This is a genomic window from Arcticibacter sp., from assembly GCF_053551015.1.
The window spans coordinates 313,828-337,521 of the sequence record NZ_JBMQOB010000015.1; the positions used below are offsets into that span (position 1 = coordinate 313,828).

At 46.1% G+C, this 23,694-nt stretch carries 22 protein-coding genes; 11 read left to right on the forward strand and 11 right to left on the reverse strand.

What is annotated here, in order from left to right:
- The first annotated feature begins 415 nt into the window (after positions 1–415).
- The 4 genes from ACO1NU_RS09660 (at position 416) to ACO1NU_RS09675 (ending at position 4,382) form a co-directional block, all read left to right on the forward strand.
- Positions 416–1,297 (forward strand): helix-turn-helix domain-containing protein, encoded by an 882-nt coding sequence (locus ACO1NU_RS09660; protein ID WP_448818262.1) that lies wholly within the window; start codon positions 416–418, stop codon positions 1,295–1,297.
- 300 nt (positions 1,298–1,597) lie between these two features.
- Positions 1,598–2,581 (forward strand): hypothetical protein, encoded by a 984-nt coding sequence (locus ACO1NU_RS09665; RefSeq protein WP_448818263.1) that lies wholly within the window; start codon positions 1,598–1,600, stop codon positions 2,579–2,581.
- Positions 2,578–3,876, forward strand: coding sequence for an anaerobic sulfatase-maturation protein (locus tag ACO1NU_RS09670; RefSeq protein ID WP_448818264.1), 1,299 nt, complete (start codon positions 2,578–2,580; stop codon positions 3,874–3,876). Before ACO1NU_RS09665 ends, ACO1NU_RS09670 begins: the two co-directional genes overlap by 4 nt.
- Before the next feature lie 35 nt (positions 3,877–3,911).
- A complete protein-coding gene (locus ACO1NU_RS09675; RefSeq protein ID WP_448818265.1) occupies positions 3,912–4,382 on the forward strand; it encodes an ABC transporter ATPase in 471 nt (156 codons plus the stop codon).
- 13 nt (positions 4,383–4,395) lie between these two features.
- On the opposite strand, the gene mtgA is transcribed toward ACO1NU_RS09675, so the two are convergent.
- The 4 genes from mtgA to rpsF are packed head-to-tail and all read right to left on the reverse strand — an operon-like array spanning position 4,396 to position 6,273.
- Positions 4,396–5,118 carry a monofunctional biosynthetic peptidoglycan transglycosylase gene (gene mtgA / locus ACO1NU_RS09680; RefSeq protein WP_448818266.1) on the reverse strand — a complete coding sequence of 241 codons (723 nt, stop codon included), beginning with the start codon at positions 5,116–5,118 and terminating at the stop codon, positions 4,396–4,398.
- A gap of 57 nt (positions 5,119–5,175) precedes the next feature.
- Complete coding sequence (gene rplI, locus ACO1NU_RS09685) at positions 5,176–5,619, reverse strand: 50S ribosomal protein L9 (protein ID WP_448818267.1); 444 nt, start codon at positions 5,617–5,619, stop codon at positions 5,176–5,178.
- Positions 5,620–5,635: 16 nt separating this feature from the next.
- Complete coding sequence (rpsR, locus tag ACO1NU_RS09690) at positions 5,636–5,899, reverse strand: 30S ribosomal protein S18 (RefSeq protein ID WP_106290311.1); 264 nt, start codon at positions 5,897–5,899, stop codon at positions 5,636–5,638.
- Complete coding sequence (gene rpsF, locus ACO1NU_RS09695; protein ID WP_448818268.1) at positions 5,899–6,273, reverse strand: 30S ribosomal protein S6; 375 nt, start codon at positions 6,271–6,273, stop codon at positions 5,899–5,901. Before rpsF ends, rpsR begins: the two co-directional genes overlap by 1 nt.
- 136 nt (positions 6,274–6,409) lie before the next feature.
- Between rpsF and ACO1NU_RS09700 the strand changes: the two genes are divergently transcribed.
- Positions 6,410–8,266, forward strand: coding sequence for a DNA polymerase III subunit gamma/tau (locus ACO1NU_RS09700; RefSeq protein WP_448818269.1), 1,857 nt, complete (start codon positions 6,410–6,412; stop codon positions 8,264–8,266).
- Here ACO1NU_RS09700 and ACO1NU_RS09705 read toward each other — a convergent pair.
- Complete coding sequence (locus ACO1NU_RS09705; RefSeq protein ID WP_448818270.1) at positions 8,263–8,712, reverse strand: hypothetical protein; 450 nt, start codon at positions 8,710–8,712, stop codon at positions 8,263–8,265. The two genes, ACO1NU_RS09700 and ACO1NU_RS09705, sit on opposite strands and share 4 nt — an antisense overlap.
- A 145-nt stretch (positions 8,713–8,857) precedes the next feature.
- On the opposite strand from ACO1NU_RS09705, the gene ACO1NU_RS09710 reads away from it, so the two are divergent.
- Positions 8,858–10,093: an NADP-dependent isocitrate dehydrogenase gene (locus ACO1NU_RS09710; RefSeq protein WP_448818271.1), complete on the forward strand. Its 1,236-nt coding sequence runs from the start codon at positions 8,858–8,860 to the stop codon at positions 10,091–10,093.
- 56 nt (positions 10,094–10,149) lie between these two features.
- Here the strand turns inward: ACO1NU_RS09710 and ACO1NU_RS09715 are convergent, their stop codons facing one another.
- A complete protein-coding gene (locus ACO1NU_RS09715) occupies positions 10,150–11,664 on the reverse strand; it encodes an ATP-binding protein (protein WP_448818272.1) in 1,515 nt (504 codons plus the stop codon).
- A 120-nt stretch (positions 11,665–11,784) separates the two neighbouring features.
- Here ACO1NU_RS09715 and ACO1NU_RS09720 point away from each other — a divergent pair, with 120 nt between their 5' ends.
- From ACO1NU_RS09720 to ACO1NU_RS09730, 3 genes are read left to right on the forward strand one after another with little or no spacing between them, the layout of a single operon-like run.
- Entirely contained in the window at positions 11,785–12,207 is a 423-nt protein-coding gene (locus ACO1NU_RS09720) for an META domain-containing protein (protein WP_448818273.1), read from the forward strand.
- 38 nt (positions 12,208–12,245) lie between these two features.
- A complete protein-coding gene (locus ACO1NU_RS09725) occupies positions 12,246–12,818 on the forward strand; it encodes a DMP19 family protein (RefSeq protein ID WP_448818274.1) in 573 nt (190 codons plus the stop codon).
- A gap of 8 nt (positions 12,819–12,826) precedes the next feature.
- A complete protein-coding gene (locus tag ACO1NU_RS09730; protein ID WP_448818275.1) occupies positions 12,827–13,759 on the forward strand; it encodes an EamA family transporter in 933 nt (310 codons plus the stop codon).
- Between the two features lie 84 nt (positions 13,760–13,843).
- On the opposite strand, the gene ACO1NU_RS09735 is transcribed toward ACO1NU_RS09730, so the two are convergent.
- From ACO1NU_RS09735 to ACO1NU_RS09745, 3 genes are all read right to left on the reverse strand, one after another.
- Positions 13,844–15,526 carry a RagB/SusD family nutrient uptake outer membrane protein gene (locus ACO1NU_RS09735; protein WP_448818276.1) on the reverse strand — a complete coding sequence of 561 codons (1,683 nt, stop codon included), beginning with the start codon at positions 15,524–15,526 and terminating at the stop codon, positions 13,844–13,846.
- Between the two features lie 9 nt (positions 15,527–15,535).
- Positions 15,536–18,619: a SusC/RagA family TonB-linked outer membrane protein gene (locus ACO1NU_RS09740; RefSeq protein ID WP_448818277.1), complete on the reverse strand. Its 3,084-nt coding sequence runs from the start codon at positions 18,617–18,619 to the stop codon at positions 15,536–15,538.
- A gap of 235 nt (positions 18,620–18,854) precedes the next feature.
- A complete protein-coding gene (locus tag ACO1NU_RS09745) occupies positions 18,855–20,633 on the reverse strand; it encodes an aminopeptidase P family N-terminal domain-containing protein (RefSeq protein ID WP_448818278.1) in 1,779 nt (592 codons plus the stop codon).
- 142 nt (positions 20,634–20,775) lie between these two features.
- Between ACO1NU_RS09745 and ACO1NU_RS09750 the strand changes: the two genes are divergently transcribed.
- Positions 20,776–21,666, forward strand: coding sequence for a magnesium transporter CorA family protein (locus tag ACO1NU_RS09750; RefSeq protein ID WP_448818279.1), 891 nt, complete (start codon positions 20,776–20,778; stop codon positions 21,664–21,666).
- 13 nt (positions 21,667–21,679) lie between these two features.
- Here the strand turns inward: ACO1NU_RS09750 and ACO1NU_RS09755 are convergent, their stop codons facing one another.
- Positions 21,680–21,907: a hypothetical protein gene (locus ACO1NU_RS09755; RefSeq protein WP_448818280.1), complete on the reverse strand. Its 228-nt coding sequence runs from the start codon at positions 21,905–21,907 to the stop codon at positions 21,680–21,682.
- A 293-nt stretch (positions 21,908–22,200) separates the two neighbouring features.
- On the opposite strand from ACO1NU_RS09755, the gene ACO1NU_RS09760 reads away from it, so the two are divergent.
- Complete coding sequence (locus ACO1NU_RS09760; protein ID WP_448818281.1) at positions 22,201–22,344, forward strand: hypothetical protein; 144 nt, start codon at positions 22,201–22,203, stop codon at positions 22,342–22,344.
- A gap of 76 nt (positions 22,345–22,420) precedes the next feature.
- Here the strand turns inward: ACO1NU_RS09760 and ACO1NU_RS09765 are convergent, their stop codons facing one another.
- On the reverse strand, positions 22,421–23,686 hold the full coding sequence (locus ACO1NU_RS09765) for a DEAD/DEAH box helicase (RefSeq protein WP_448818282.1): 1,266 nt from the start codon (positions 23,684–23,686) through the stop codon (positions 22,421–22,423).
- Positions 23,687–23,694: the final 8 nt, after the last annotated feature.

Here is a 23,694-nt window from a genome sequence, read left to right on the forward strand (position 1 = left end):
AAAGGAATTCTTGTCCCCAAATGAAGGACCCTTTTAAATTGATTAGCGACGGGATTGAAATGTACAGGGTCGTGCTTACGACGAATCACTAAGTTGTGGCATCATAGACTTTTAATCTTGGTTAGTTATGCAATGATCCTGAACATCTTGGTTCAGGATTGTCTGGTTCAACGAAGTTACCTGCTTATCATTCCCCCACCATTGCATAAACTAGACTTTGTTTTATACAAATCCGACACCTAACGGAGAGCAGCCGATCAACTCGTCAATTGTTTTTATAATACCAAATGGATATCAGCAAGCTATTTACTATATTCAATACTCATTAACCAAATAAGTAAACCTCCAGGCGAAAGACACCAAGTAGTACAGAAGTATACATATCAGACGTTTTTCCACAAATCAGATCTATCCAATGGCCAGAAAAATTTTGAAACATTCGTTTTCTCTTCTTCACGTAGATTATGTGAAACTGGACGACAAATGGAACTTTAAGAATGTTATAAGTCCATACTATCGTTTGTATTATATAGATGAGGGTGAGGGAACGATTTCCAATGCAAATGAAAATATTCTGTTAGAACCCGGGTTTCTTTACATGATACCTAGTTTTACGCTATGCAACCTGCACTGCACAGCGTATTTGAGTCAGTTCTTCATTCAGTTCTTCGAAGACTCGCCCAACGGCGTTTCACTGTTTTCCAATAACAGGACACTGATCAAGGTAAAAGCTGAAGCGCCTGACGCCGAGAATTTTAAGAGATTAGTAAAAATCAATCCAGGAAGGGGAATCAATCGTTCTAACAACCCAAGAGTCTACGAAAAGAACATATTTTACAAAGAATATCAGGAATTGAACAACCTGCAGAGCATGTCAGCATTTATGGAAACGCAGGGAATTATTTTACAATTAATTTCAAGATTTTTACTATCTGATACTTTCAGGCAAGACCACAAGACGACTATCTCCTCAAAAGTTCTTGATTCTATTAGTTATATTCAGATCAACCTGAATACAAACCTGACAGTTGCACATTTGGCTGAACGACAAAATCTGCATCCGGATTACTTTTCAAGACTCTTTTACAAATATACCGGAGAAAGGCCGATTTCTTTTATTCATGAAAAGCGAATTGAAAGAGCTCAATATCTGATGACTACAACGAATATGCTACTGGACGATATCGCTATCGAAACCGGATTCGAACATTTACCCTATTTCTCGAGAATTTTTAAAAAGATAACAGGAATAACACCCGGGGAGTACATGAAGCAAAACAGAATAGTCTATTCTTAGACCAAGATATATCAAAGGAAGGAGAATTCTGTCTATTCTTCTATTCATCCCCCTCTGAATGTCTCCCCAAAGGACGCACTATTTTACCGTAATGAGTCCGACTTAAAGTACTAATAGTCGGACTCATTAGGGCAAAATCTATATTTCTTCTACTCCTCATATCTGACGCGTTGAGAGAAGAGCCATGAAAATGTTTATGCACAACGCTCTCCAATTGCAATTTATTTTCCTTCTAAATTTCAGGTTTCCAGTTTTTTATCTCTTGCTTTTTCTACATTGCCTGCCTAAACCTTATCACTCATGGCTTATGTCGACAGCAAAGGAATGGTTCGCGGTACAGCAGGTTCAGTCGTTTACCGCAGTTACCGAAATAAGAACATTATCCAAGGGAAGCCGCGGAAGTTTAAGCAAACGCAAGACAGCATCAAAGCCTCCACCGAATTTGGCGTTTCCAGCTCCTCTGCTGCCGTGATCCGTCGTGCCTTTGCGCCTGCCTACATTCACCGCGACGGGAAAGCAGCCAGTCGCACTACGCAGTTTGTCTATCGCGCTTTGCGCAATAGCCTGAGCGGCACAATGGGACAGCGTGATCTGCACGATGCGGACCTGCAGGAACTTATAGGTATGAACTTCAATGCAGAACATCCGTTAAACGAGGTATTAAAGATAAGTCACCACGTTAGCAAAGATGAAAGCGGCAATATACAGGTCAGCCTGGGCGCCTTTGATCCTTCCAGAGACCTTCGCAAAGCGCCGGGCATCCCTGCAAAGGCTACTTTGTTCCGGATCAGGCTGATGCTGATCGCTTTTGATTTCCGCAAGGAATATTTGGAATATCTCGACGTGGTCGATCTGGATATTTTAACGGGAGACACACTTGCTGAACAGGTTATTACACTGCAAGGTACCGAAGAGCCGGGCTGTATGCTGCTGTTAAGTATGTCGTTGCTGATGTACAATAAGCTTCAACAAACGGATGAGTATGTACTCATAAACAACAAAGAATTCAGTCCCAGTGCGTTGATTGCCGCCTTCCAGGCAGAAGAAGTATCCGATAAAACCGCCGAACCGATAGATGTTAACTGTGAAAGCTATCCGCTACGTTATGAAAACATGCTTGGAATGGGCTATGTCGGAAATAAACTTTTGAGGAGACTGCATAACCATCTTGAAAACGTCCAAGGTAAAGAGGATCAAACGAGTCCATCAAAAATACCTAAGCAGAAGTCCACAGTAACCACGGAACTACTAGGTCGCGGTTACAAAGTGTCTTTCAAAAAATGATAAGCAAGGCGGGCCAAAAGGAACCTCAAAAAACCAAAAACGCAAATATCATCACACGAAACATGTGCACGAACAATATGCCGGGCTTCAGCATAATGGCTAAGCCTACCGGGCCCGTTTGTAATATGGATTGTTCCTATTGCTACTACCTGGATAAGATTAAAATGTACCCCGAAACGTCCAGTCTCCGGATGAGCCGGGAGACTCTCGATGTCTTCACGCGGAAGTATATCCATGAACAGCCCGGAAAAGGAGTAACATTCGCCTGGCAGGGAGGCGAGCCAACGCTCATGGGACTCGGTTTTTACAGGCATGCGCTCCAGCTGCAACAGAAATACGGAAGCGGGAAGCAGATCTCTAATTCGCTGCAGACAAACGGAATTTTATTGAATGATGAATGGTGCCGCTTTTTCAAAGAGAATAACTTTCTTATCGGCCTCTCCATCGATGGTCCCGAGGAGCTGCATGATGCTTACCGAAAAAACCGCGGTGGCGAGGGTACCTTCTCCAGGGTGATAAAGGGTCTGGAATTGCTAAGGAAGCATGAGGTTGAGTTCAACACGCTCACGGTGGTTAATAACCTAAACAGCCGAAAACCCCTTGAAGTCTACAGATTCCTGAAGAACGTCGGCAGTCATTATATGCAGTTTATACCTGTGGTGGAACGACGGGCATCGGAAGCAGCTAATGCGTTTCACGGCCTGGTGCCGCCTGAATACGAAGGAAGCACTAGCCTGACGACCTGGTCGGTGTCTGCCCCGCAGTTCGGAAACTTCCTGACGGAAGTTTTCAAGGAGTGGATTAAAAAGGACGTGGGCACTTATTTCGTACAGACCTTCGATGCTATGCTGGCTAACGAACTCGACCTGCCTCCCGGTATATGCTCTTTTTCGGAACATTGCGGAGACGCGCTGATCATGGAACATAATGGGGACCTGTACTCCTGCGATCACTATGTGTACGACAAGCATAGAACAGGCAATATCCAGGATGGCTTATTGAAAACAGCGGTGTTATCGGCAAAACAACAACAGTTTGGAACGAACAAGCATCGTGATCTGCCCACTTCGTGCAGAACGTGTGACGTCTATCGCTATTGCCGCGGCGAGTGTCCGAAGAACCGCTTTCTCCATACCCCAGACGGAGAGCCGCATCTCAACTATCTCTGCGAGGGTTATCAAAGCTTCTTCCGGGAAGCGAAACCGTACGTTGCCTATATGGCGAATGAACTGCGCCACAGGCGTCCACCATCAAACGTGATGTCCTGGACCAGGAAAAACAATACATTGAGCTGAGATAAGGATAAAGTCGGATTGCGTATCTTTGAGGTATGGAATTTTCTGATCAATCAAGAGTTTGGATCTACCAGTCCAACCGCGCCTTTACAGCGGAGGAGCAACATCAAATTGTAAAGGACCTGAACGCATTTGCAGCGGGATGGGAAGCTCACGGCGCGCAGCTGAAGGCAAAGGGTGAATTGCGATATGGCCGGTTTTTAATCCTGTTGGTGGATGAGGTACAGGCCACCGCATCAGGATGCTCGATAGACCGTTCTGCAGGCTTCATCAGAGACATCGAGAAACAATACGGTGTTAACATGTTTGATCGCTTCAATATGGCTTACAAGAAGGATGGTGAGGTTTACTCATGTACGCGTGAGGAGTTTGAAGCATTGGTCCAGGCGGGTGAGATAAACGCTGACACGGTTGTGTTCAATAATATGGTACAAACCAAGGGAGAGCTTGACGCTAAATGGGAAGTGTCTTTTAAAGAAAGCTGGCACGCACGCGTCTTCGCATAAATCATCCCTGCTTTTAGTCCGGGAGCTTGATGTGCCGCATATTGCGAAGAATAAGTCCCTGCTTATAGTAGATGTAACGGGTGGGACTGGCAGGTGTCCATCTTCTTGGATTTGGGAAAACGGCTACGAGTAGCGCGGCTTTCCTTTTGCTCAGGCTTTCGGCTGTTTTGGAGTAGTAATTCAGACAGGCAGCCTCTGCTCCATAAATCCCGTCGCCCATTTCAATCACATTCAGGTAGACCTCCAGTATGCGCTCTTTGCTCCACAAGATCTCGATGAGCATAGTGAAATAAGCTTCAAAACCTTTGCGCAGCCAGGATCGTCCTCCCCAAAGGAAAACATTCTTGGCGGTTTGCTGACTGATGGTGCTCCCTCCTCTAATCGGTTTACCGGCCTTATTCTTCAGATAGGCTTTTTGAATCGCACCGGCGTCAAAGCCCCAGTGATTGAGAAAGCCTGCGTCCTCGCCGGCGATCGCAGCCACCTTCAGGTTGTGCGACATCTCATCGTAGTCACGCCATTCATGATCGATCTTCCATGTCTTACCATCCCATTTACGCTCTACCGCACGTTGTACCATGAGCCAGGTAACAGGAGGGTTGATAAACCGGTAAAGCAGCACCCAAAGAACACTGATGCCTACGAAATAGAGGACTATCTTTTTGGCCCACCTGATAAGGTTGGGCAGTTTGAAGAAGGAAGATTTGGCAGAAGACCTGGATTTTTTACGAGCCATTGTATTACAAAAAAAGGCGCCCTGTTATGGAGCGCCTTTTATAGTTCTTGGTTTAACTTATTCAGCTACCACTTCAAAAGGAACCTGAACCTTAACCTCTTTGTGAAGGTTTAAGTTAGCAACATACTCGCCAACGAATTTAGGATCAGTTTCGAAAGTGATACGGCGACGGTCAACTTCAAAACCTTCTTTTTTCAATGCTTCAGCTACCTGAATGGTATTTACTGCACCGAAGATCTTTCCGCTTTCACCAGCCTTAGCGCCGATTGATAACTTAACGCCTTCTAACTTAGCAGCTACAGCAAGAGCGTCATTTTTGATCTTCTCTTGTTTGAACTGAGCTTGTTTAAGGTTTTCAGCTAATACTTTCTTTGCAGAAGGAGTAGCCTGAATTGCATATCCCTTAGGAATAAGGAAATTGCGTCCGAAACCTGGCTTAACGTTTACTACATCGTCTTTCTCGCCGAGGTTCTTAATATCTTGTTTTAAAATTAATTCCATGCTGATCTACCTCCTCTTATTTTAATGAATCAGTAACATAAGGCAATATACCAATATGGCGTGCACGCTTAACTGCCTGAGCAATTTTACGTTGGAACTTCAATGATGTTCCTGTTAAACGACGTGGTAATACTTTACCCTGATCGTTAATGAACTTCAAAAGGAAGTTTGCATCCTTGTAATCGATATATTTGATACCGTTCTTCTTGAAACGGCAATATTTCTTACGTGTATCCTCTACTTTAGGGGCTGTTACGTACTGAATTGTTTCTCTTGCCATTATTTTGCAGCGTCCTCAGTTTGATTTTCAGGTTTGTTTTTCTTCAAGAATGCTCCACTGCGTTTCTTTTCATTGTACGCACGTGCATGCTTGTCAAGAGAAATCGTTAAGAAACGCATAACTCGCTCGTCACGTCTTAATTCAATCTCCAGTTTGTTAATTAATTCACCCGGAGCCTTAAATTCAGTTAGGTGATAGTATCCTGTAGTCTTTTTCTCGATAGGATACGCAAGTTTCTTCAAACCCCAATTGTCTTCGTGGACAATCTCGGCTCCGTTATCTGTAAGAACACCGCGGAATTTGGCTAACACCTCTTTCGCAGCTTCATCTGATAACAACGGGGTAAGAATGATTACTGTTTCGTACTGTTGCATTTTATAATTTAATTATCAGTTATTTACCCTTTAAATAAGGGAGTGCAAATGTAGCAGAATCAAACGAGAAAAACAAATTCCATTCTGATTCTTCGCAGTCTTGCACATCATCGGCCTTCTCCGTATCTTCGTAGCGATGGATAATTTTTTGGTATCGGCAAGAAAATACAGGCCAGCGACTTTCGAAAGCGTTGTTGGTCAGCAACATATCACCAATACCTTAAAAAACGCCATTAAGAATAATCAGCTTGCTCAGGCTTTTTTATTCTGCGGTCCACGCGGTGTAGGAAAGACAACCTGCGCGCGTATTCTGGCTAAAACGATCAATTGTGAGAACATCACTTCCGAGAACGAGGCCTGCGGAACTTGTCCGTCCTGCCGCGCATTCAGCAACGGAAATTCCTTCAATATTCATGAGCTGGATGCTGCTTCCAATAACTCGGTTGACGACATCCGAAGCCTGACCGAACAGGTGCGCATTCCGCCTCAGGCCGGCAAATACAAGATCTATATCATCGATGAGGTGCACATGCTCTCCCAGGCGGCGTTCAATGCTTTCCTGAAGACGCTGGAGGAACCTCCATCCTACGCCATCTTTATCCTGGCAACAACGGAGAAGCATAAGATCCTTCCTACGATCCTTTCCCGTTGTCAGATTTTCGATTTCAACCGGATCAAGGTGGACGACATGGCTTCCCATCTGGCTTCCATCGCCAATAAGGAACAGGTTGCTTTCGATAAGGACGGCCTGCACGTGATTGCGCAGAAGGCGGACGGTGGTTTACGGGACGCGCTCTCGATGTTTGACCAGATTGTCAGTTTCTCCAACCGGAATGTAACCTACAAGGCGGTTATTGAGAATCTGAACATCCTCGACTACGATTACTATTTTAAGATCACCGATCATCTGCTGAATCAGGACGTAGCATCTACCCTACTGGTGTTTGATGAGATCCTGACGAATGGTTTTGACGGAAATAACTTCATTACCGGCCTTGCTTCGCATTTCAGGAACCTGCTGGTGGGTAAAGACAGCGCTACGCTGAAACTCCTCGAAGTAAGTGACGGAATCCGAACGAAGTACCTGGAACAATCCAAAAAAGCTTCGGCGTCGTTCCTGCTCTCGGGCCTCAACATTGCCAACCAGTGTGACCTGAACTACAGGAACAGTAAGAACCAGAGGCTGCAGGTAGAGATTTCGCTGATTAAGATATGCCACATTCATTCCGCTTTAAATCTCGCTGCTTCCGGTACTACTGAAGCAGCAAAAAAAAAATCAGCTAACGGGATAGCACCGGCACCACAAGCTCCGGCTGCGCAGCAAACGGCTCCGGCAACGGCGCCAGCTCCAACACAGGCGGCGCCTGTGGTTCCTTCCGTTCCGATGAGCGAAAAGCCAGTTGCACCGCCTACACCGCCGGCACCGGCTCCAGCTGTACAGGTCAACCAAGCGACAGCATCTGCGGCACCGGTTAACACACCTCAGCTGGCATCACCGGAAAGGCCGAAGATTGCCATCAAACCGATGAAGGCAGTCGCATCACTGATCCCAAGCCTGAATGACATTTCGGCCCCTGTGATGGAAGAGGAAGATAATGGCCCTAAGTATATCTCGGGAGATTCGAGAGAAGTCTTTACCGAAGCAGAACTGATCAGCACCTGGAACCGGTACACCCAGGAATTACTGAAACAAAATAAGATCAACCTCTATACGCTTATGACCAGTTACACGCCGGTATTGCGCGATAATTTTCAGATAGAGGTTACGATTGAAAACCGGATACAGGAGGAATTGCTTACCCTTGAAAAGGTAGACTTGCTCAATGCCCTGCGGGTGCAGCTACGTAATTTTGGCATCGATCTGATTCTTCGCCAGGCGGAGAGGAATGAGAAGAAGCGGCTTTACACCGCCCATGAAAAGTACCAGCACATGGCTACCAAGAACCCTGTGCTGGATGAATTCCGTAAGAAATTCAATCTGGAGATCAATTAGACGAAGTTGCCGTCTTTATCGGGCTCGTCATTTTTAGGATAGCCTTCCTCATCCAGATCGTCGCGCTCATCTTCCGGCGTCTGAGCCAGTTCTTCATCTATTTCGTTCAGTTCTACGATCTTTCCGCTGTCAATATGCATTCCGTATTCGGGACTAATTGCAGGATCTTCTCCATCATTGGTGCGGCGATACTCGTCGTTGGCGGTAATATTGGCCTCATCGAAGTCTGAATCAAAGTCACTTCCGTTCCTGCCGGAAGTATCGTAAGGATCCGGGTGATCGTAGTCGGGATCTTCACTAGCTACGTCAATTTCATAGCTTTCTTCCTCTTCGTTATATACCAGGTCTTCCCTGCCGACATCTGCTCCAAGGTCATCTTTCTGGGTCCTGTTCCTGTCTGTCTGATCATCGTTCAGCTCAGGAAATGGTGTATTTTCGTTGTTCATAGTATAAATAGGTTTGATATGTATAAAAGCAAGTGAAAGGGTGAAATGTTTGTCACAAATAGGTTTTGAAAGGGCTTGAATCTCTCTGTGTGACCAATTTTTATATCTTTGTGTATCTGAACAATTACTCAAAACAAATTCAAATATGTCAGTGCAAAAAATTAAAGTAGCGAATCCGGTAGTTGAACTGGACGGCGACGAAATGACTCGTATCATTTGGAAATTCATCAAGGATAAACTGATCCTTCCATACCTGGAGCTTGATATTAAGTATTATGACCTGGGTGTTGAGAAACGTGATGAGACCAATGACCAGATCACTGTTGACGCTGCAAACGCTATAAAACAATATGGTGTGGGTATCAAATGTGCTACCATTACTCCGGATGAGCAACGCGTTGAAGAATTCGGATTAAAGCAGATGTGGAAGTCTCCGAACGGAACAATCCGTAACATCCTGGATGGTACAGTATTCCGCGAGCCTATTTTGATGAATAACGTTCCTCGTCTGGTTCCTAACTGGACTGCACCTATCTGCATCGGCCGTCACGCTTTTGGTGACCAGTACCGTGCTACAGATTTCGTTACTAAAGGTAAAGGAAAGCTGACTGTTACTTTCACTCCTGAAGATGGTGGTGAAGAGCAGTCTTTCGAAGTGTATAATTTCAAAGGTGATGGCGTTGCATTAGCAATGTACAATACTGACGAGTCTATCAAAGGATTTGCACGTGCTTGTTTCAACCAGGCATTGATGAAACAATGGCCTTTGTACCTTTCTACAAAGAACACGATCCTGAAGAAATATGATGGCCGTTTCAAGGACATCTTCCAGGAGATTTATGAGCAGGAATTTAAGGCTGAGTTTGACAAAACAGGCTTGATCTACGAGCACCGTCTGATCGACGACATGGTAGCTGCTGCTTTGAAATGGAACGGAAACTTCGTTTGGGCTTGTAAGAACTATGATGGTGACGTACAGTCTGACACTGTTGCTCAGGGATTCGGTTCTTTGGGACTGATGACTTCTACCCTGATCACTCCGGATGGAAAGGTTATGGAAGCAGAAGCTGCACATGGTACTGTAACCCGTCACTACCGTGAACACCAGAAAGGCAACCCGACATCAACCAACCCGATTGCTTCTATTTTCGCGTGGACCAGAGGTCTGGAATTCCGTGGTAAATTAGATGGCAACCAGGAGCTGATCGACTTCTGCCATACATTGGAGAAAGTTTGTATCGAGACAGTTGAAAGTGGAAAGATGACTAAAGATTTGGCTATCACTGCTAAAGCTAAAGTCGAACACGGTGTAGATTACTTATACACTGAGGAATTCCTTGATGCGATTGACGCAAACCTGAAAGCTAAACTGGCTAAATAAAGATAGTTTAAGCATATAAAAATGGGCTGGATCATTAATGGTTCAGCCCATTTGCTTTATACGTTATTTTCAGCGGGAGGTTCGGAGGGTCCGGCAAGGGGTAGTTCAAAGAGGAATTCAGAACCCTCGCCTAGTGTGCTGTTTACCCAGATCCTGCCGTTCTGACGTTCGAGAATCTCGCGTGTAATATATAGTCCCAGGCCGAGACCGGATACGGTACTGTGTTCGTTGTTCTGAATACGGTAGAACTTCTCAAAAAGCTTCTCCTTCATCTGATCGGAGATACCGAAGCCGAAGTCCTGTACCCCGCACAACAACACGGTATCTGAGGGATAGGTACGTATGATGACCTCATTGGATCGCGGCGAGTACTTGATCGCATTGGTGATCAGGTTAACCAGCACCTGCCCGATACGCTCCTTATCTGCATAGATCTGATCCTGGCCACCCTTGATTGCTCTGATGGTATGGGTACTAACGCCAACCTGCATCTCGCTGATGACCTCTTCGATGAGGTCATTGAATGAAAACCAGGTGTGATGATAGCGGACCTTCTCTCCTTCCATGTGGGTTACGTCAAGGAGATCGTATATGATCCGGGTAAGTTTATTTAATTGTCTGTCCATCCGGTCGAACATCATGCTGATCTGTGGATTGTCCAGCTTGCTTAGTTCCCGCTTCAGGATTTGTGTATAGGCTTTTACAGATGTGATGGGAGTTTTGAGCTCGTGACTCACAATACTGATAAACTCATCTTTCTGGGTCTCCTGGCGCTTGCGTTCAGTAACGTCTACTGTAATACCAATAGCTTTGACCGGCGTCTGCGACTCATCTTTAACGATGACCCCTCTGACACTGATCCATCTGACCTCACCCTTTGCGCTGAGGATCCTGATCTCTGCTACCATATCACCACATTCAAGACCTCTTTCAAAGGCCGCCTGGTAGATCGGGAGGTCTTCTTCCAGAATATGCCTCACGAAGTCCTGTCTGCCCCACCAGAGCGGAGCACCTTGATCGTAACCAAATATTTCGTCGTATCGTTTAGAGCGGACCGAATTATTTCCCACCAGGTCAAATTCCCAGATTCCTAAGCGGTTCGCATCAATGGCGAGGTTCAGTCGCTGCTGACTCTCTTCCAGGCGTCGGCGGTTGAGCACCTCCTCGGTCAATTCTACAGATATCACAGTAAGGCCAACCGTTTGATTCCGTTTATTCCGCACCGGTTCAATCAGGACATTGTAATACAGAACTTCCTTTTTCCCATCACGGACAAAATTGATAGCCAGCTCTTTATCTGAAAAAGCCTCTCCTGAATCAAGCACATTCTGAAACATTTTGCGTACATGATCACCTTCCAGGTCAGGAACGAGTTCGAAGAGGTTTCTACCTTCAATATCGCGGGTGCTGTTTTTGTTAAACATCTTATGCGAAGCCTCATTAGCAAAAAAAACCCGGTAGTCTTTATTCATGAAAAATATACCTACAGGAGCTTTCCGGTAGAGCTCATTCATGAAAGCTTCGTAGTTAGCTAGCTTCCGCCAAATCATTTGCGTTCTGTCTTTCTGCACTTCTGGATCGATAAAATGTTACATATTCCCGACTAAGGACGTATGGGTTAGTATAACGGCCGACAGAAGATCTATGTTACAAGATTATGTTGAGCAAATGTCGAACAAAAAATTTAATTCATGAAGAATAGGAAACTAATTACCGCCCTTGTCCTCGGACTTTTCATTTTCACAGCCTGTGCATCAAAGAAGGAAACGGCGGGCAGCTCCTCGCTGTTATCACGGACCTGGACACTGGTTGCGGCAGGAGATGTTGATGCCGGAACATCCGGAGCATTTATCGAGTTCGGCAACAGGCCTGGCGAGGTACGTGGAAAAGCGGGATGCAATGGCTTTGGAGGAAACTATGCAGTAAATGGCAAGAGCCTGAAACTTGAAGGTTTAATGGGAACCAAGATGGCTTGCCCGGCCCTCAACGTAGAGAATGCGTTTATGCAGGCTCTTGGATCAACAGACACTTACAAAGTGGAAGGAGACCGTTTATTACTGTATAAGGGAGATCAGCTTTTGGCCACATTTAATGGCAGTTCGGTAGGAAATTGATTTTATAATCGTATCTTGTGTTTCCTAAATTATTGAAAATGCAAGTACGAGCTAATCACTATGCCTATTATATAGTCGGCTTTTTATTTTTCATTATGGCTCCGGCATTTGCGCAAAAAATGGAGGCGCAGCTTTCTTCTGAGCTAATCGACTATGCCAACAGAGAGGTTCAGAGCTCACTGACGGCAGAACAGATCGGGTCAGTTCGGGATGAAAGTCTGGTTCAGCTCATTAAAGACAATATGCTGTCTAAAATGAAGAAAGACCTGAGTGATGAAACAGCTGTATTCAACAAGTTTTCTTCCGGCAGAAAGGTTATTTATACGGTCTGGCAGATTGAAGCAGAAGTGAACAACGGTGGATTCCATCAGCTCTTCACGAGTACTGCAGGGAATTTCGCTGCAAATGCTGAAGAAGCTTTCCGTGAGTTGCGGGCTCCCTTATTTGCCGAGCTGTTAAGACAGGTGAATGAGGAACGCAGCAAAGGATCGGGTTCTACCAACTGGAAAGAGTTCGACGAGAAATTTTTCGCTTTGTATGATCGGGAAGACCTCCAAAAACTGAAGATTGACTATATTCGCAACAACAGTCACGATTTTACAGACAATTAAACGGTCATTTGGAAAATAGAAAACCCCCGATACTCTTTGTCATTATCGCCTTTGCTACGGTTTATGTGGTTTGGGGCTCAACGTATTTCTTTATTCAAAAGGCGGTTCATGAGATACCGCCTTTTTTAATGGGCTTTATGCGCTTTGTCACGGCGGGCTTACTGCTGTTGGGATGGTGCGCCCTCAGAGGTGAAAAAGTTCTCGACAGAGCATACATTCTGCCTTCTGCCGTAACAGGCTTTATGTTGCTTTTCGTCGGAAACGGAGCAGTGATCTGGGCAGAGCAGTATATCCCCAGCGTAATCGTAGCGATCATGGTATCCTCTTCCCCTATCTGGTTCGTCCTCTTTGACCGATCGAAATGGAGCATCAACTTCAATACGCCGAGTACGATCATCGGATTGCTGATCGGCTTTGCCGGCGTTATTCTACTTTTCTGGAATCAGCTAAGCGGTGGTCTTTCCGGTGGTGGCGATCAGCACAGATTGCCGGCAATTTTGCTCTTGCTCCTGGCATCCATGTCCTGGTCTGCAGGCTCCCTTTACTCGAAATATAATTCCAAAGGTGGATCGGCCGCTATTAGTACAGGCTGGCAGATGCTTTTTGGCGGGCTGGCTTTTCTCCCGGGCAGTGTGACCCTGCAGGAGTGGACGACCATCTCCTGGTCTGCAGTTTCCTTTGAGGCGTGGTCTTCCCTGGTCTATCTCATCTTGATGGGATCGATCGCGGCCTTTAGTGCATACGTATGGCTTCTTCAGGTGAGACCGGCCACGCAGGTAAGCACCTACGCATACGTTAATCCGGTGATTGCTGTCCTACTCGGTGTTTTATTCGCGAACGAAAGCGTATCTGCTATACAGATTGTCGGCCTGGCGATTATTCTGGGCAGTGTACTCCTTATCAACCTGACGAAGTACAGAGGCATTTTCAAAAGATCTTAGGGTTTCGTTGCCCGAATAGAAATAGAAACAAAAAGGCTCATCAACCTGCGGTTGATGAGCCTTTTGCTTTACAAATATTCCGGTCTAGTATCCCGGATTTTGCTGCACTTCTGCATTATTGAGATCGAGTGCTGCAGTTGGTATGGGTCTCAGGATCTTGGCTTGTCCATCGGCACCCAGGAAGGGATTGATTCCCTGATCAAACCAGTTGGTTTTGATATCCCTGTTCAGCGTGCGGGTTCTTTCAATGAGCGTACCTGTACGCTTCAGGTCAAACCAGCGGTGGAATTCACCTACAAGCTCACGAGCACGTTCATCAAGGATAAAGTTGATGCTGACATCGGCCGAAGAAATGGTCATCTCTGCCACTCTGCCCGGTTTAGCAGCACGTCTTCTCACTTCGTTGATGCGCTCAGCTGCCAGGCTGCTGTTCCCCGCTTTAAAATAGGCTTCTGCTGCGATCAGGTAGGTTTCGCCCAGGCGCGCCAGGAACAGGTCGCGGCTGCTGGATCCGTTACCTACGGAGAATTGCGACTTCGGATCGTCAAACTTTTTTACGGTCGGACTGGCATTATCAGCGACCGTTCTCTGCGATGATTCCCATGCCAAAGAATACGGTATTACCGTAGCAGTATTGCGGTGCGCCGGATCTTCAGCCTTCCACTGAGCTTCCGTGCGGGTATCCCACTTGGGTTTGTAATAGAAGCGGATGTTCAGATTGGCTCGGTCGGCTTTTTTGTCGTAATAGTCATAATACCTCGCATAGTGGTAGACCATGAAAGTAGCGTCGAAACGTGCATCGTTCTCTGTGAAGGTATCGAAAAGATACATGGTTGGCACCAATGCATAATTTCTCCATGGATAGCCCTGTACGGCACCCTGTCCGCCCTGATAAGGACCGAAGAAGTTTCCTTGACCGTTACCGCCGGTTGTAGATGTAGGCAAGGAGGTCGCATCGTACTGGATAGAGAAAAGGATCTCCGGATCGCGGTCATTTCCGGGATAAAACAGGTCCTCGAATGAGGTATTCAGTTTCTGATTGTTTATCGCTGCATCAGCAAACTGAGCAGCTGTCTGGAAGTCCTGGGCAGTACCAAAGCTCTCATAGCCGCGGGTCAGGTGGACCTTGGCCAGATAGTGGCGAATGGCACGTTTAGTGACGCGACCGTATTGTGCAGATGTTTCAGGCACCAGTTCAAGAGCGGCATTCATTTCACTCAGGATAAACGTATAGATCTCTTCAGCAGAATTACGCTTAAATTCAGACTGTGGAACGGTGATCCGGTCTGTCACCAGTGGTACGCCGCCAAAGGTCTGCACCAGCAAGAAATAATAATATGCTCTGAGGAACTGCATTTCGCCCTTTCTGACAGGCAGATTTGCTGTCTCCGCTGTATTCGCATTGAAGTACAAGGCGGTGTTGCAGGTCTGGATGGACTTATACAGGTTGGTATAAAAGCTGAGCACGTAGGGATCGTCGGGATTCAGGTTCCGGTACTCACTCAGGCTTCTAGGCTGATCTCCGGTTCTTCCCTCTACATACATATCGGTCCCGGCGCTGAACATATAGGCACTGCTTGTACCTGTGTAGGCGTAGACGTTACGCAGCGTAGAATATGCTGCATTGATGAGCTTCTCGTAGCCTTCCTGTGTTTTATAATAGTCTTCGGCTATGATGTTCGATTTATTCTCTTCTTCGAGATAGTCCTTACAGCTCCCCAGGCTTAGCAGCAGTAGCAGCAGGAAATATATTTTCGATGTTTTCATATCAGTAATTTAAAATCTTAGGTTGACACCGAACTGGTAAGTGACGGTTGATGGTGCGACATTATTCAATGAACCGGTAGAATCGTTGTTGTTGGTAGCATTTACATTGGGATCAATGCCATTTGCGCCTTCAGGATCAAATCCGTCATACTTGGTCCATACAAACGGATTCAAGACATTGGCGTAAACCCGCAGGCTCTTCACACCTACACTCTTCAGCATGGATGATGGCAGGGAATAGCCAAGCGTGATATTCTGAACTTTAACAAATGATACATCCTTGTAATACCCTACCCCTGAAATACCGCTCCAGTAAGGGCCGATATTGTTAGGCATTGGATAAGCGGTTGAGGTACGGGTAGGTGTAACCTGATTTTCGGACATGTAGTAGTCGTAATAAACCTTCTGCGTTCCACGGTCTGCATAGTTTCCGTATTGAGCGTGGAAAGGGCTATAGACCTGAAGACCCTGACGGGCAAACATAGAGGCCGAAAGATCAAAATCCTTCCAGGTGAGCTGAGTGGAGAAACCACCGGTCCACTTCGGATCTTTCTGACCGATAATAGCCCTGTCGTCTGCGCTGCTGATCTTCTGGTCATTGTTCACATCCCTGACTTTAGCCTGTCCGGGAAACTGTCCGTATACCGCTGCCTGAGTACGCTCCGATTCCTGCCATATGCCGTCGTAGATGTAGGTATAGTTGACGTTGATTGGCTGGCCGATAAACCATTTATTACCTACCATGTCTTCCTTTCCGTTCAAGAGTTCGAGGATCTCGTTTTTGTTGCGTGCGAAGTTGATGGAGGTTGTCCAGTTAAAGTTCTTCGTGGAAACATTGATGGTACGAAGAGAGAACTCAATACCCCTGTTACGGACCGAGCTGACGTTATCGATGATAGAAGGAAAGCCATTTTCTACCGCGATCAGGCGGTTCAGAATCAAGCCACTTGATTCCTTATCATAGAGATCCAGACTACCGCTGATTCTACCGCGGAGGAAGCCATAATCAAGACCCAGGTTATACTCGCGCGTCCTTTCCCATGTGAGGCTTGTATTGGGCAGGCGGCTGGCTACATATCCAAGCGACTGTGTGCCGCCGTAATCATAGAAAGAGGGACTGCCCAGAGTAGCCTGTGTTCCGTAAGGTTGTACCCCATTGTTGTTACCCGCCTTTCCGGCACTTACGCGAAGCTTCAGGTCAGAGATAAAGCCGTATTTCTTGAGGAACTCCTCTTCTGCCATTTGCCATCCCAGGGCTATAGAAGGGAAAGAAGACCATCTGTTTCCCTCCACCAGGCGGGATGAACCATCCCAGCGTGAAGCGATAATAACATGGTAACGGTTCTTGAATGAGTAGTTCACTCTTGCCATATAAGAAATGAGGGAGAACTCGCTGTACTGGCTGCTTGCCAGCTGACGATTGGAAGAAGAACCAAGATTATAGTAAGAAGAATTAAAAGGAAGGTCGTTCACGCGGACAGAATCTTGTTCAAACTGGTCCTTCTGCATGCTTTGCAGACCAGTAAATGTGATGCTGTGATCTTTGATATCCTTTTTAACAGTAATCATGTTGTCGAGGATATAGGAAAAGTTCTGCTGGTTGACCCGCTGAGCATCGGGCAACAATCCATCTCCCTCGGTGGTCAGAGATCCCCAGAAGCGACCGTTCCTTGTGTTGGAAACGCTTGGCTGAAAAGAAGAACGGACGGTAATCCAGCTTACGGGAGCAAACTGCAAGAAGAGGCTACCTACACCAAAGTTGCGGCGTGTGTTGTTCTGCGTATTGGGGATTTCCAGAAGGGGGTTCACGGTGCTCGTTAAACTGGTAGTTGTATTTGCGTTCAAGGGAATTTGTCCCGGTCTGAACACCAGCTCACCGGCCTCATCGTAAGGCTTGAAGATGGGCGCCATAGCAAAGGCGTTACGGATGGCGACATCGCTACCCCGCTCTGTCTCTGAAATGGAATAGTTGAGGCTTAGACCCGCAGACCATTTATCGGTAAGATCCGCTTCAATGCTGGACTTAATGTTATATCTACTGAAATCTTCCTGCAAGAAGTTTCCCTTTTCTTTCTGATATCCCGCACCGGCAACATATCTGATCTTTGCATTTTCGCTTGTTCCGGAGATGTTTACGTAGTGATTGGCCTGTACACCTGTTTGTGTAACCAGGTCTGTCCAATTGGTATAGTCTTTATCAGCCAGTCGGGTGAGAATAGTGGGATTGTCAAAGCTTCCAATGGTATTGGTATAATTTGTTCTGCCGGCCAGCAATTCGGGGGAGATATAGGTATTTTGGCGATATTCCCACCACTCATCTCCGCTCATAAAGTTGGGCATGCGTGCGAGCTGCCGGATACCGGCATAACCATCATAAGAGATGGACGGAGCGCCTTTTACGGTACTTCCACCTTTAGTGGTAACGAGAACCACACCGTTTGATCCTCTCGAACCATAAATAGCGGTAGAGGCGGCATCCTTCAGCACGTCCATCTTAAAGATATCCTGCGGATTGAGGAAGTTGATATCCGGTACGATGACCCCGTCAACAACATAGAGAGGCTGCCCGCCTGCCAGGGAATTCTGTCCGCGGATCTGGATATTGAAACCACCTCCGGCCCTGTTTGATCCGGCGGAAATATCCACACCAGCTACCTGTCCCTGAACACCCTGAAGGGCATTTACCGTTCCACGCTCGGCAATGGCTTCACCGCTTACCGAAGCTACGGCCGTTGCTACCTGTGATTTGCGCTGCGTTCCGTATCCGACTACGACGACTTCGTCGAGAGCCTGAGCATCTTCCTGCAGTTTGATGTCAAAGCTCTGATTGCTGCCTACCTGTACTTCCTTAGACTGGTAGCCGGTATAGGAGACCGAAAGAACAGGGCTAGACCCGGTCAGCGTCAGTTTGAAGTTTCCATTGACATCGGTACTGGTACCGATGTTGGTACCCTTCAACCTTACGGATACGCCAATCAAAGGTTCGTTGGTCTTGATATCAGAGACTTTCCCCGATACTTGTCTGCTTTGAGCGTTTGCCTGAAAGCCTGAGAGACAAAGCATCAGGCATAAGAGTGCAAAGAATTTGGTCATAAAATTAGGTTTAAACTACGTTAGATAGAAATTGGTCGATACTGGCTTATTCATTCGTCAGCTATGTCATAGATGTTGATAGATAAATGGTTTATACTGCCGGTTAGTTAGACATTACAGGTTGGCGTCCTGTAGCATCCTGCAATATATTGATATTTTATATTATTCAGAAAGAGATTAATGCAAAAAAAGGCCGCCTTTTGGGCAGCCTTTTTACATTAATTCTATTAAGTGCTTATATCGCTTTGGTTTTGCGCTCAAGCCATTTCAGGTCCTCACCCTGCAGGAAAGGACTTAGCTTCCGGAATACCTCTGCATTATAGCTATTCAGCCATTGGATATGTTTTGTATCAAGAAGCTGCTTATCCACCGCTTCTGTTTCGATCACAAATTGCGTAAGCGTTTCGAATGTATAGAACTCCCCGAATTCAGTGGACTGATCGGGAACGGTAAGCACCAGGTTCTCGATTCGGATGCCATATTTTGAAGGACGATAAATACCCGGCTCCACGGATGTGACCATTCCCAGTTCTACGTCGATCAGCAGATTAGAGGCATTGAAGACCTGCGGCCCTTCATGAACATTCAGAAAATATCCTACTCCATGACCGGTACCATGACCATAATTGCGAAGGTGATCCCATAAAGGCTTGCGGGTAATGGCATCGATCTGATAACCTTTCGTACCCTTAGGGAAGTGTGCTGTTGAGCCTTCGATCATGGCCTTCAGTACGAGTGTATAATCGGTTTTCTCTTCTTGAGTGATATTGCCCAGTGACACCACCCTGGTGATGTCTGTGGTACCACGAAGATACTGGCCTCCCGAGTCGAGGAGGAATAAACCGTCGTTCATCAAACGGGAGTCGCTCTCTATGGTAGCTTTGTAATGAGGTAGCGCACCATGTTCAGCATAGCCGGCAATGGTATCAAAGCTCTCCCCTACAAAGCCATCCTGCTCTGCCCGGAATGTATATAGTTTTTCGGCAACTGAGATTTCTGTCTGTTCTTCTTTCACCATCGCTTCTTCCAGCCATCTGAAAAATCGTGTAAGTGCTACTCCATCACGAACCATCGTGTCGCGGATGTTGGCTATCTCCGTCTCGTTCTTGATGGCTTTGAAGTTGGTGCTTGGGTTGGTATCCTGGATAATCTTAGCTTCAGCGGGGAGCTGACGGTAAAGCGCAAAGCAGGTTCTCTTCGGGTCGATCAGGATAGCGGAGGAAGATGATACCGCTGCAGCGGCAGTGTAAACATCCTGATAAGGCCGCAGTTCTATTCCCCAGCTTTTCAGACGGGCCCGGTCATTGACACTGAGCTTTGCGATATCGATAAAGAGCTCGGTGACTTTCGGAGACACGAGAGCAAAAGCCAGGGTCACCGGGTTGCATTTAACGTCTGCACCTCTGATATTAAACACCCATGCGATATCATCGAGCGAAGAGATCAGATGAACATCTGCACGCTTCCTTTTCAGCTCCCTTTGGATGCGTTCGAGCTTGGAAGGCACTGTTTCTCCAGTCAGGGCATCATCTAATAAAAATGCAGGAGATGCAGGAAGTCCCGGACGGTCTTCCCACAGACTATCGAGATAATCCTTATTTTCTACAATATTTATATCAGCCGCAGAAAGTTCATTGTGTATGGTCTGCGACAACTGCAAAGAGATCAGGTTAGAGTCGAACGCCACAGAGTCACCGGAATTCAGGTTTCCAGCCAGCCAGCCGGTATATTCGGGGCTACCCTGGGCGATTAGTTTTACCAGCTCAAACCCACTGCCGTGCAGTTGTTCTGTTGCCTGCACAAAATAGCGGGCATCAGTCCAGAGTCCCGCAAAGTCCTGAGTAATGACCAGCGTTCCGGCTGATCCGGTAAACCCTGAGGCGAAAAGAATACATTTATAGCGATCAGGAAGGTATTCACTGATGTGCGGATCTGCAGAGGGAATAATATATGCATCCACTTTATCATTGAGCATCTGGCGCCGGATTCCTGATAGTTTTTCCTGATATGTCATCTTCAAAATATTAAGTGTGCAATTTACAAAATATGAACACTGCAATCGGAAAAGCTGACATCTCAAATTGAGATATGACCTTATTATTGAAAACAGGTTTAGGATTCAGAACTATACACGCCGGAGAACGTTTAGAAAGATTATGACCATACAAATTTGCAACAAGGAAGAACATGGGTACGACTGGATAGACATCAACTGTCCCGATGATGGCGAGCTTCAGGAGATTGCCGCCGCCTACGGGCTGCATCCTGCTCTGGTGCATGATTGTCTGCAACCGGGCCATTTACCGAAGTATGAATCGCTGGAGGAATATGCTTTTATCATCTTCCGAGTATATACCGACCAGGAATTCCTTGAGGCAGATACCGTTCAGGAACTCACCAATAAAGTGGCCATATTTTATTCAGCTTCGTTCTTTATCACTATTCACCGGTACCCTCAGCCTCTTCTGGAGCCTGTGATCAAAAGAGCTTCGATGCTCAAAAACACGCATCAGCTATTGAATGGAGTGGCGCGAGCCTGTTTGGCTACGTATGATGAGCCATCGAACGATCTGGCCAAGTCTATCGACTACTATGAAGAGCAGGTGTTTCTCAGCAGCCGGAACAAGCCGATCCTGAAGGGACTTTATTATCTGAGAAGAAGGATTGACCTGCTGAAGCGTATGCTGATGCTGTCGCGGGATATTATTGAAAACATCGATGATCATCAGGGAAACGTCAATACGCGCGACACCAGGGACCTGTATGTGAGACTTACGACTATTTATGAGAGCTTAAATGACAACATCAATCAGCTTCTGAACACCTATTTTTCGACAGCTTCGCAAAGGACGAATGAGACGATGCGAGTGTTGACCATCTTTTCAGTGTTCTTTATGCCCCTGACCTTTATTGTGGGCATTTACGGAATGAACTTTAAATATATGCCGGAGTTACAGTACCCCTGGGCTTATCCGGGGGTACTGCTCTTAATGGCTGCCATCACCGTGGCCATATATTATTGGTTCCGGCGTAAGAGATGGCTATAGCAAAGGCAGGAGGCTATGCCGAGAAGCCTTTTAGCTGTTCAATCATTCTTCGCTGAAGATCGTCATCGGCATCTCCGGGATTGTCGCTCAGGGAAAATGAACCCTGACCGTCGTCCTTGAAGGAGGCGATCAGAGAGTCGCCGCTATAGACATCAAATACCCCTGAATCCTTATCTGTTTTTACCTGATAGTCGGCAAACGCACCGTCTTTCAGCATGAGTTGCATATCAAATTGTTCCATTGTCTTCTTTTTTCTAGACAACCTCGTTTGGTGGCTAATGTTTTAGGATATTCCGTAAGCAGCAAGGAGGCACTGTTGCTTCGAGAGGCAGAACTACAGTTGTACGGTAAAGACAACACTGATCAGAAAATAAGATAATTCATTTAGCTGAGCTGCGTAGGGGCATGAAGAAAAGTGATCAAATGACTTTTTTATCTTTAACAATGAGCACGTTATAAACATTTCCATGATACAACTATGACTTTGGCATGTTATTGGTACAAGGTCTAACATCAAACATTAAACTTGACATCATGAAAAAGATAACAGCTACAACCCACATCGATAAGTTGACTCAAAGTTTCGATATCCAGTTAATGGAGCTTTTGAAGGCAGACCTTAAAAACTACAGAAACAAAGCAAACAAGCAAACACACAGCCTTAAGCAAGCTGCTTAGTATATATAACGACCTACCTATGAAAAACGAAAGGGACTTCGATGAAGTCCCTTTTATTATTTTACAATTAGCAATCCTAAGAAGTCGCTTTACGGTGAAACGATTGCGGCTTTTCCTTGGGACGAGAGCTCTTCTTTCTGGAAGACCTGAAACTTTCCTTCACTTTTGTCTTTTTAACCGATGATGGTACTACCAGCTTATTAAAGTAAAGGGGATAAGGATGATCTTCTACCAGAGGTATCTCCTGCTGCGTTAACTTGAGAATGTCGTTTAAGAACGGACGTTCTTCTTCGTCGCAGAATGACCATGCTGTTCCGCTTGCTCCTGCCCTGCCTGTACGACCGATACGGTGTACATAGGTCTCCGGAATATTCGGAAGCTCAAAGTTAATGACGTTCTTCAATTCATCCACATCAATACCTCGTGCCGCGATATCCGTGGCAACCAGTACTCTCAGGTCTCCCGACTTGAAATTGGTCAGCGCACGCTGACGCGCATTCTGAGATTTATTTCCGTGAATGGCCTCGGCCACTATATTCGCTTTAGCAAGAATCTTCACGAGCTTATCTGCACCATGTTTAGTTTTAGTAAACACCAGGACGTTTTCAATGCTTTTATCCTGCAGCAAGTGAATCAGCAGATTGGGCTTGTTCTTTTTCTCTACGGAATAAACAGCCTGGGTGATTTTCTCAGCAGTTGATGACACTGGCGTAACCTCCACACGAACCGGATTGGTTAATATGGTATTAGCAAGCTGCGATATTTCAGGAGGCATAGTTGCTGAGAAGAACAGCGTTTGTCTTTTTACCGGAATCTTCGCGATGATCTTCTTTACATCGTTTACAAAGCCCATATCAAGCATACGGTCTGCTTCGTCTAAAACGAAGATTTCGATATGCTGCAGGTTAACGATACGTTGAGAAACGAGGTCAAGTAAACGGCCAGGTGTAGCAATTAAAACATCTACACCTCTATTGAGGTCTTCAACCTGTTTCCCCTGAGATACACCTCCGAAGATAACGGTTTGCTTAATACCTGTAAACTTTCCGTAGGCATCAAAGCTTTCTCTTATTTGAATGGCAAGCTCGCGGGTTGGAGTTAAAATCAATGCGCGGATGTTGCGGCGCACATTTCTGGGCGCAACCTGCGCGTTCAATAGCTGCAACATAGGCAATGCGAAAGCAGCAGTTTTACCAGTACCTGTCTGGGCACAGCCCAAAAGGTCTTTTTTCTGTAATACTACTGGAATGGCTTTCTCTTGTATGGGGGTGGGATTAGTATATCCTTCGGCACTCAGAGCTTTTAGAAGTGGCTCAATGAGATTTAATTCTTTGAATAACAAATTGTTGA